This window comes from Bradyrhizobium sp. Crot121, from assembly GCF_059512385.1.
In genome coordinates this window covers 125,174-135,150 of record NZ_JCAMOR010000002.1, presented here as the reverse complement: position 1 = coordinate 135,150, position 9,977 = coordinate 125,174, and the positions used below count along the sequence as shown (strand labels likewise).

The window sequence follows — 9,977 nt, the reverse complement described above, 5'->3', positions numbered from 1 at the left end:
GTCACTCGAAGCGACGCTTTTCCTCTGCGTAGAGACATGCCGAAGCGCGGCACCGAAAAAAAATTAAGAAATAGTTCGAGCTCAGGAATTCCCAAGCAATCGACGGCGTTTAGCTCAGCAGGACGATGCCGCCCGGCAAGGATGTGACGGTCGCGCCAAACAGTTTCTCGACTTGCTCGAGGACCGCATCGGCGTTGCGAACCCGGAAATTGGCGCTGAACAGCCGCGCGCCGAGCGCAGAATTCACGACGATGATTTTTCCGGAACGATAACGATTGATTTCGGTGATGACTTCACGTAGCGGCTTGGAGTGGAAGATCAACAGATCGTCTTGCCAGGCGGTCACGATCGCCGCATCGACGAACGCGGGCTTGCCCAAGCCTGATCGATCATAGGTGATCTGCTCGCGGGCGCGCAACGACGCTGTCGCCGCGCCGTACGAGACCTGAACGTTCCCCTCGACACAGGTCACGCAAACCGCGTGCCCATCATTCCGTATGTTGAATTTCGCTCCAATTCCGCTGGTTTGGCCTTGACTGGACGTCACGACAAAGGCCGGCCCCGCGCCGGATGGCGTCGCGACCAGCGCCTCGCCCGAGATCAGCTCGATCCCCGCGGCCTCCTTCGCAACCTGTCGCAGCGCAATGCTGGTTTGGGTATTCATCTCGACGAAGGTCGTGTCGGCCACCACAATACGCCGCCGCTCGCCGGTGTGCGTCCGATAGTCGGCCGCCATTTCCGACCAGGATGGCCAGAGGCCGAGCGGCGGCTGCACGACGAAATATGCTGCGCTCGCGGCGATGGCGGCGGCCCCGCCGCCGAGCACGGCACGACGTGACATCGAGATAGAGGAGAACGTCCGCGCGGCCGGGCGTTTCCCCTCAAACGCCTCCGGCCCCAAGGCCTCCCACATCCGCGCGGCCTTCATAAACGCGGTGCGATGCGCCGGATCACACTCGATCCACACCTTGCCGTCCCGCACGTCAGCAGGTCCTGCCTCCCCCGAGGTGAAACGGACCAGCCAATCGTGCGCTTCGCGCTCGATCCGGTCCAGCTTTTCGCGTGGGCTATCGGTCATCCCTGTCATCAATACGCTTGTTGGCCTCCTGTCCATGCGATTGCTGAACGGGCTGAGGGCCGAATCTTTGCACGAGTTGCCGATCCAGACGAAGCGCGCAATGGGCTAACGCATGCTTCAACTCGATCTCAACCAATCTTTGTGATATCTCTAACTGTACTGCAATTGCGTGCAGGGTTTTTCCTTCAACGCGCGCTGCATGCAGGATAGCGCGCCGTCGCGGGGTTAATTCCCGGATCGCCTGTTGAAAGGCTTCGAGCTCGATCTTCGCTTCCAGACTTCGTTGGGGACCGGGCGCTTCATCGGCAATGTCGAAGGCGTTCTTCGCGTCATCGAGCGAAACCGTGTGTTTTTCCGAGTGCAGTTTCCTCAGGGCGATATTTTTGGCCATGCGCAGCAAGTAAGAGCGCGGCTGCTGCACCGGCGGCAGATCCGCGCCCCGGCAAAGCTCCATATACGTGTCCTGCAAGGCGTCACCGGCAAGCTCCACCGAATTCAATCGACGGGCCAACCTGGCTCGCAAATCATCATAGCAGAGTGTCAAAAAACGGCGCAATTCGGCGCGGCTGCTGTGGGTCATGCGGGATCGCGACTCTGGACCCTTGTCCCGCGAGCATCGTACGCGCCCGCTGTCTCGCGCACCGACATGCTAGCGCCCGGCCTTCTGGTCGACGGGTGATGCGCAGAGCCTCGCATCGGCCGCTGCTCCCGGCAGCGCAACCATGGTGATCGGCTGCGGCATCTGCGCCGGTGGCGGTTCGGTCATGCGTGACTTGCCAAGCGTCGCCAACAGCATCCGGTGACTTGCCTGTTCGCCGGCCGATCCGTCGAGCTCTGCGTGCTGCACCAATCCCGACGAACTGATCCACAGCTTGATCACCAGCCGATAACTCACGGGACGCGTGTCGGGATACCGGCACAGAATGCGCAGGATGTCGTCTTGCACCACGGCGAAATAGCGCTGATATTGGCTATCCCGGGCGATCCGTGCCGTGGCGAACGCATGCGCCGTATCGTCGCCGGGATGAATCAGCAGGTAGCTGTTTTCGCGCGCGCGCAGTGGGACGAGTTCTGTCCCTGCGAGCAGGTCCCTGAGAGCATCGTCACGCGCAAGGACGCCGGTGACCGCAGAAGATCGCCGTCCGATCGCCGCTGCGCCGTCGTAATACACCTCGGTCCCGGTCGCCGCGCAGAACGCGTCTATGGCAGACGCCAGAGGTTGCGCGGGGATGTCGAAGGAAGTCGCTCCCGCCGGCGATGCATGCGACAGAGCCAAAACCATCATCGAATGCGCGACAACAACGGCAAGATCCCGTGTGATCACACACTTGCACCAGCTGACGATGTTCATGAAATGCTGGTTCATCTAGGCAAACACGAGACTCACGGATGGCTGCGGGTCGATCCGTTACGAATTGAACCAGACGCCGGTCAATCAGAAACTCCTCCCAACTTACGACGCTGCGCAAGACGGTATTGTGACACGCCTCGACTACGGACCTAGTGTCACCCAATGCTAAACGCCGTCGTTTACTCGAAAGGCGTCGTCTCATCCCGAACTAGTCATCGATTTCGGTACTTGATGCGCGGCGCTGTATCAAGCCTTGAAGAGGTAAATTTGCACCTCTTGCGCAAGATATGCTGACATGATGCCGCCGCAACGGGCCTCACTGATCCCTACCTGGAGCGATTGTTTGGAGCACCTTAACGACATAGCGCTGTCGTCGAGGTCTTGAAGGTCGAGAGCTTCCGGCGGTACGGCGGAGGCGATCGGCGAGACTCACGAAGTCAAGTGTGATCCGGCCGCGCGGATCATCAGCCGCGCGAGGCTGTCGAAAGTTGAAAGAGGAAAGCCGAACTATTCCGATCGCGGGCAAGATTGCTCGCGGGCTCGGGCTAAGCCTTTCTTTGATCGTTGGAGGCGCTGAAGCATCCGGTGGCGCGATCCGGGTAGTGCCATCCAGCGCTCGATTGACGTTCGTAGACAAAGCAAACGGCTTTGAGCACGAGTTGCCTTCACCGCCTTCAGATATTCCAGGTATCGAGGTGCTGCGCCACGAGATCGCGCGTGAAAAGGCTGGTGTAGGTCGTACACCTCGACCTCGGTCCGAGACCCAACTGTGAAGTCTCAAGCAGAGGGCCGGACACAGAATCCCACACCGCGAACTGTATGAATGATTGGATAGGCTTGTTCGCTGTCGATCTTTCTTCGCAGACGTCCGACGTAGACATCAATAAGATTCGTCGCAGGATCGAAATGCAGACCCCAGACGTGCTGCAGCAGCAGACTTCGAGTGATGACTTCGCCGGTATGGCGAGCAAGATACTCCAGGAGTCTGAATTCCCGGGGCCTTAGCCCGATCTGTCGGCCGGCCCGGGACGCGGTTCGAGCCACGAGATCCATCTCCAGATCGCCGACCCGCAGTACGGTTTCCTGGTGAACAGAAGTGCCACGCCGCGACAGCGCATCAACACGAGCAAGCATTTCTGCGCAGGCGAACGGCTTCACGAGGTAGTCGTCGGCGCCTGCACGCAGACCGTCCACGCGATCAGCAACTGCACCGAGCACACTGATGATCAATACGGGAGTCCCGATTCCGTCTTGCCTGAGACGGCGGATGACTTCGATCCCGTCGATGCCCGGCAAAATGCGATCGACGGTCATCACGACATATTCGGCGGCGCGACCAAAGCTTAGCCCCTTCTCGCCGTCGGACGCGATCGTGACGTCATAGCCAGCGGCACCCAGGCAGCTACCAAGCTCCCTGGCGGTCCACCAATCATCCTCGATGACGAGAACACGACGCGCGCAGTTCGGCATGACATCACCTCCACCGCGGGTTGCGGGCTTCGGGATCGTGTCGGTCGCATTGAGACGTCAATGCACTAACACCGCCGCTGGTGGACAATTCCGCAAGCACTTGGAGAGGACCGATCATTTAGGACATTGGTGGGATCGAGTGGGTACGAAGCCTGACCATTCGCAGTAGCCGCGGTTCGATTCACGCGTTCAGCCTTACAATTGGATCGAGTGTGCCGGCGTGGCTTTGCTCGAAAGGGCGAACTGTTAGTGCTAGACGCTTGGCCGGCCGCTCCGTCGATCAGTGGTGGCGCGGTGCACTCGGTGAATTGCCGCGACAATGGTATGATAATACCTACAATACGTATAGCGATTTTTCACGCGCAGACTGTTTAAGGCTGCATCAGTGATCCGCGAGATCCGTGACATGACGTGCCTGTTCGCATGGTTGCGTCGGCAGCATGGGGCGAATGGATGCGAGATCGAGCTCTGCGTCCGCCAGCCCCTGAGCTGCCGCACGCCCTAGCCATAGACGTGCCGCTTCCGGATCGCGCTCGCCGGCCAGCCCGCGCGCTAAATATCGACCCAGCATTTTCTGAGCTTCCGCATGCCCCCGCTCAGCGGCCGCTCGGAACCAGTGCTTCGCGACCGTACGGTCGGTCGGCACGTCATATCCACCGCCATTCAGCAAGCCTAGCGCGAACATGGCGCCAACATGACCCTTGCCGGCAGCCTTCTCGAACAACACCGTTGCCGCGAGAGGATCGCGCGGTCCGCCCCGGCCGTTCACCATCATTTCCGCCAGGGCCGCTTCGGCGTCGGCGATGCCGACCGCGGCGGCGCGCGAAATCCACGCGCGGCCCGCTTCGGCGTTTGCCTCGATGCCACGTCCATCGACAAGCATGCGGCCATACCAGTACTGCGCGTTCGCGACTTCGTCAGCCGCTCGGCGCAGATACTGAGTCGCCTGCCACTCGTCGCGCTCAACGCCAACGCCATCCGCCAGACAGAGCCCGTAGTTGAGTGCCGCCACCAGATCGCCGGCCGCGGCTGCCTGCTCGAGCCAATGGCGCGCCTTAGCCAGATCTTCGGGGTTCCCATCACCGACACCTCGCAGCAGAAGGTTCGCGAGATCCACCCGGGCCTGCAGATCGCCGGCGTCAGCGGACATCCGGAGCCAGCTCGCCGCCTCTCTCGGATCGCGCGCCACCCCGGCGCCGGTCAGATAAAGCAAGCCAAGCGCCCGCGCCGCCGTGTGGTGGCCGGCCTCTGCCGCACGGCGGAACCAGATCGCCGCCTCTGCGTAGTTGGGCGGCAGCGAGCCGCCCCTGACGTATAAGTCGCCGACAAGCGCCGCCGCATCCGGATCACCAGCTAACGCCGCCCTGCGCAGCCACGACTCGCCTTCTGCCGGGTTTGGCTTGACTCCAAGCCCGCACATCAGTGCGCGTCCCCAGCTTGCCTGGCCGGAGCGATGGCCCTTGACGGCCGCCTGCCGGTAGAGCTCGGCCGCGACCGCGAGATCGCGTTCCGTTCCGACCCCGCGTTCGGTCATCACACCAAGCAGATAAATCGCCGGTAGCAACCCTGCCTGTGCCGCACGCCGGAGATTTTCGACCACCTTGCGCCGCCCTTCGTCATCGGTGACCGACCGCGCCAGCGACTGTGCGTATCCCAGCGCGCCCTGAGGACAACCGGCTTCGGCAGCGCGCTGATACCACCCGCGCGCCTCCTCCAGGTTGCGCATCGATTCCGGGCCGGAGCTCAAAACGTAAGCAAGCACAGCCTGTCCGTCTGCGGAGCCATGCTCGGCTGCCCGCCGCGCCCATTTTTCCGCCGCCACAAAGTCGGGTTCTAGCGCCACCTCGCCTGAGAACAGGCCTGCTACGGAGGAGCTGCCTGCAACGGCTTGCCGGTTCGCTGCGGTGCCAGAGCCGTGGATGTGCAGCACGGCGAGCAACCACTGGGCTTCGACGTGGTCCTGAGCCGCGGCGCGCGCGAGCCAGCGTACGCTCTCGGTGAGGCTGGCCGGGACGCCCGAACCGCACAGATAGCAGCGCCCGACCCAGTATTCGGCCTCTGCGTTGTCGGCGCCGGCGGCACGGGCGAACAGCGTAAACGCCTGCGTCATGCGGGACTGCTTGTTCAGGTGAATTGCGCGCCGCACTGCCGCCGATGACGACAGCAGGCTGATGACACGATCGAGAACACTCAACCGCGTTGTACGCGCGTTCTTGCGTCTCGTGGCGTCTTTGTCGGCGCGTCTCATGGCTCGCGCATCCCCTCCGACATTACCGGTAGAATTCGGCCAAGGAGGTAAGCCATGACGGTGCGCTTGCCGACCTTGATGTCGGCGGCAACCGGCATGCCCGGCATAATGTGAAAGCCAGCCGGCAAGTCGTGAAGCATCAACCGGTCGAGGGTGATGCGCGAACGGTAGAAGGGCTCGGTGTTGGCAGGGTTCACAGGAACCGAGCCAGAGCGAGCCTTCGTGTTGTCTTGCGTGGTAAAACTGTCGGCGCTGATAGTGCGAACCGTTCCATACGCCAAGCCGTACTGTGTCGACGGAAGGGTGTCGAATTTGACCGCTACCGCGGCACCGATGTGGACGAAGCCGTTATCACGCCCTGCAATGTTCGCTTCGATCTCGAGCGGAGCATCGACGGGCACCAGCGTGATCAGTTGCTCGCCCGTTTGCAGCACGGAGCCTTCCGAAACCTTGGCAACCGTCAGCACCGTGGCGTCTCGTTCGGCGTGCAGTTCGATCAATTGGCGCCGCAACAGCGCCTTGTTCAGCGATTCCCGGGCATCGCTCAGTTTTCGAGATCCTTCCGACAGCGCCTGGGCGATCTGGACGCGCCAATTCTGCAAATAGGCGTCACGCTCGGCAATCATGGCGGCGAGTTCGGCCTTGGCACTCTCGCCCGTCTTGACGGCGGTGGACAGACTGCGCTCGATCTCGAGCCTGTTGTCGGTCGCGATCAAGGCGTTGAGCTGACTGCCGACTTGCAGTGCCTCCAATTTCTTGCGCATGGATTCCACCATTTGCGCGACGGCCAACCGCTCGCGGAAAGCCGTCGCATCCGCGGCCGACCGCGCCGCTGTGGCTGCCTGGGCATCGATCTTTTGACGATACGACTCCAGCTTTGACTTCCGTTCCGACTCGCGCTGCGCATAGATCGCAGCCTGCAGCAACATCGGCGCATCAACTCCGGAATATTGGAAGGACCGGTCCTCCACCTCCGCCTGCATGCGCGCCACCTCGGCTTGCAGGCTAAAGACCTGGGCTTGCGTCGCGCCGACATCGGCGCCGGCGAAGGTAGGATCAAGCCGAGCAAGCATGTCGCCCCCATGAACGCTTTGCCCTTCCGTCACGTCGATCGAGCGAACAATCGATGTTTCCAGCGGTTGCACGACCATCATCGGCGCCTTGGAGACAACCTTTCCTTGCGCCGTCACGACCCTGTCGATCGGGATCAGCCCCATCGCCACGATGCACGCGGCGAACATGCTGCCGATCATCCAGATCGTCCCGCGCGCCGCGACTGGCACAGGGGCGGCGATGATGGCCTTGGTCGGCGATTGGAATTCCAGGAGCGCCGGAAGCGTCGAATCCTCCGGTCGGCTCGTGAGACTAGCTGCACCGGACGGGCGAGTGGGCAAGAGCGACATGACATGGCCCTCGACTGTCGAGATGGCGGCTCTGTTGCATCCAGAGCTGGCGGTAGATGGCGCAGCGTTCGAGGAGCAAGCGGTGCGGCGCGATGTCAACCATCTTGCCTCTTTCCAGGACAAGGATCTGATCACAGTCGATCAACGACGACAGGCGATGCGAGATGATCACCATGGTCCGGCCGCGCGCGATGCGAAGCAGACTGGCGTTCAGGAGCGCCTCGCTCTCCGGGTCCAGCGCGCTGGTCGCCTCGTCCAGGATCAGGATTCGCGGATCATTGATCAGTGCGCGTGCAATTGCAATCCGCTGTCGCTGTCCGCCTGAAACGTTCGGCGAGCCTTCCTCGATCTGCGTCTCGTAGCCATTCGGCATACGCTCGATGAATTCCTCGGCGCCGGCGAGGCGCGCGGCGAGCACAGCGTCGTCCAACGTCAACCCGGGCCGTCCGGCGATGATATTGTCGCGTATCGAGCCGCGGAACAGAAAGTTCTCCTGCAGCACGACACCGAAGCTCTGGCGCAGGTGACGCAGATTGATCTCGCGCACGTCGTTGCCGTCGATCTTCAGGAAGCCGTTGTAGTCGCGGTTGATCCCTTGCAACAGCCGCGCCAGCGTCGATTTGCCGGATCCGCTGCGCCCAACGATGCCAAGCATCGTGCCGGCCGGTACCTCGAAGGTGACGCGGTCGAGCGCGGGAATCTTCGTGCCTTCATAGGTGAAGCTGACATCCTCGAACGAGATGGCGCCGGCAAATCGCGGCAGGAGCCCGCCAAATGCTGCCTCCGCCTCCGGCGGCCGATTCAGCACGGACGCGACTTCGCCGATCGCGGCTGAAACCCCTTGGTAATCCTCAATCAGACGCGCCAGCCCGACGAGCGGCTGGGCGACGCGCATGCTGAGCATCATGAAGGCGAACAGCGCACCGACCGCATAGCCGGTATTGTCCGCCAGGGCCATGTAGGCGCCCACCAGCACGATGCCGACTGACATGAAGCGTTCGATCGGGGCGACGATCGTCTGTGGCCAGTTCGTCAGCTTGCCGAAGGCGAGGCGCCACGCCGCGGCATCTGCGACACGCGCGTCCCACAGCGCCTTGCGCTGCGGCTCCAGGGCGAGCGATTTTATCGTCTTGATGCCGAAAACGGTCTCGCCTAGCGCCGATGCCTTCTCGGTCTCGGCGCGAACTACCCTGCCGAACACGTGTCGCAGCGGCCGCAAGAATGAAAGAATAACCAGCATGATCGACGCCGCGCAGGCCAGAACCATCGATGCCAGGAAGGTGTTGAGATAGAATAGGAATGGCAGCAATACGATGAGCGTCGTCAAATCGAGGAACGTGCTCAGCAGCTTGCCGGTGAGGAATTCGCGGACCTTGTACACTTCCACAATCTTGTGCATCGTTTCGCCGGCGGGGTGCCGCTCGAAATAGTCAAGCGGCAGCCGCAGCACGCGGTTGAAGACATGCAGGTTCAGTTTTGCGTCAAGTCGCATGCCAACGACGAGAACGATCAGCCGACGGGCGTAGCCGAGGAGGACCTCGAACACGGCTGCAATTGCGAGCAGCGCACTGAGCAGCGCGAGCGTCGAGTAGCTATTGTGGGTCAGAACCTTGTCCACCACGTTCATGACCAGCAATGGCGGAAAGATCGTCAGAAAGCTCAGCGTCAGCGACGCAAGCCCCACATCGCGCAGCGATCGCCGCTCCTGCAGCACCAGGCCGGCGAGCCAGCTCAGGCCAAACGGTCTGTCAGTCTCCGGCTGACCACGCCGCGCGCGCAGCAGGACCGCCTCGCCTGACCAGACCCGCTCCAGCCGCAGCCTGTCCACGGCAATGCCGCACTCGCTCGCGCCAGCGCGAGGATCCCTGAGGATGACCACATTGTGCTCGGCATTCACGCCGACCAACAGTCCGGCGCCACCATCGCTGAACAACAGCACCACCGGCCCGGCGTCCTGCAACCGCATCAGTTGACGCCATCGCAGCCGTACCGCTCGTGCCCACATGCCGGCGTTCTGCAGCCAGGCGGAAAGCGCCGCAGCGGACGGCATTTGTTCACCATGGATACAGGGAAACTCGCGCGGATCGAGCTCCATGCCATGGAATCTGGCCGCATTGATCGCGGCCGCCAGGCGCGGGTGAATCTCGTCGCCGCCGGCACTGCCATGGCGTGCCGCGCCATTCCTCGCCGCACGACATCCCTCGCCGGGACCGGCTGCGGATACCAGCCCCGCGCTATGGGTGCCCAAGCCGAAAGTCTGCCCGCTCAAGAGCTCCACGAGCGGCCCCTTCCAATCCATCTTCAACCCAACGGGCGAGGCATTCGCCTCGGCGAAGCACACGTTGTCGCCGCTTCAAGCTTCGGCGGAAGCGTGCGTCGTCCTCGTTTGAGTCACCCGTGCAGCGCGCAAAGCCAAGCGCTATCGCT

Annotated in this window: 7 protein-coding genes; all 7 read right to left on the bottom strand. The window is 62.3% G+C overall.

What is annotated here, in order from left to right; translation table 11 throughout:
- Window positions 1-109: 109 nt before the first annotated feature.
- The 7 genes from AC5ZGW_RS02880 to AC5ZGW_RS02850 all read right to left on the bottom strand — a co-directional run bounded on the left by AC5ZGW_RS02880 (window position 110) and on the right by AC5ZGW_RS02850 (window position 9,891).
- Window positions 110-1,078 (bottom strand): FecR family protein, encoded by a 969-nt coding sequence (locus AC5ZGW_RS02880; RefSeq protein WP_165435022.1) that lies wholly within the window; start codon window positions 1,076-1,078, stop codon window positions 110-112.
- On the bottom strand, window positions 1,068-1,658 hold the full coding sequence (locus AC5ZGW_RS02875) for an RNA polymerase sigma factor (protein WP_130222719.1): 591 nt from the start codon (window positions 1,656-1,658) through the stop codon (window positions 1,068-1,070). The genes AC5ZGW_RS02880 and AC5ZGW_RS02875 overlap by 11 nt, the downstream gene beginning before the upstream one ends.
- Before the next feature lie 69 nt (window positions 1,659-1,727).
- Window positions 1,728-2,444: an STN domain-containing protein gene (locus AC5ZGW_RS02870; protein ID WP_130222717.1), complete on the bottom strand. Its 717-nt coding sequence runs from the start codon at window positions 2,442-2,444 to the stop codon at window positions 1,728-1,730.
- Between the two features lie 762 nt (window positions 2,445-3,206).
- Window positions 3,207-3,899: a response regulator transcription factor gene (locus tag AC5ZGW_RS02865; protein WP_130222713.1), complete on the bottom strand. Its 693-nt coding sequence runs from the start codon at window positions 3,897-3,899 to the stop codon at window positions 3,207-3,209.
- Between the two features lie 382 nt (window positions 3,900-4,281).
- Window positions 4,282-6,147, bottom strand: coding sequence for a tetratricopeptide repeat protein (locus tag AC5ZGW_RS02860; protein ID WP_130222711.1), 1,866 nt, complete (start codon window positions 6,145-6,147; stop codon window positions 4,282-4,284).
- Window positions 6,144-7,550 carry an HlyD family type I secretion periplasmic adaptor subunit gene (locus AC5ZGW_RS02855; RefSeq protein WP_130222709.1) on the bottom strand — a complete coding sequence of 469 codons (1,407 nt, stop codon included), beginning with the start codon at window positions 7,548-7,550 and terminating at the stop codon, window positions 6,144-6,146. Before AC5ZGW_RS02855 ends, AC5ZGW_RS02860 begins: the two co-directional genes overlap by 4 nt.
- On the bottom strand, window positions 7,513-9,891 hold the full coding sequence (locus AC5ZGW_RS02850) for a peptidase domain-containing ABC transporter (protein WP_245474488.1): 2,379 nt from the start codon (window positions 9,889-9,891) through the stop codon (window positions 7,513-7,515). The genes AC5ZGW_RS02855 and AC5ZGW_RS02850 overlap by 38 nt, the downstream gene beginning before the upstream one ends.
- Window positions 9,892-9,977 lie beyond the last annotated feature (86 nt).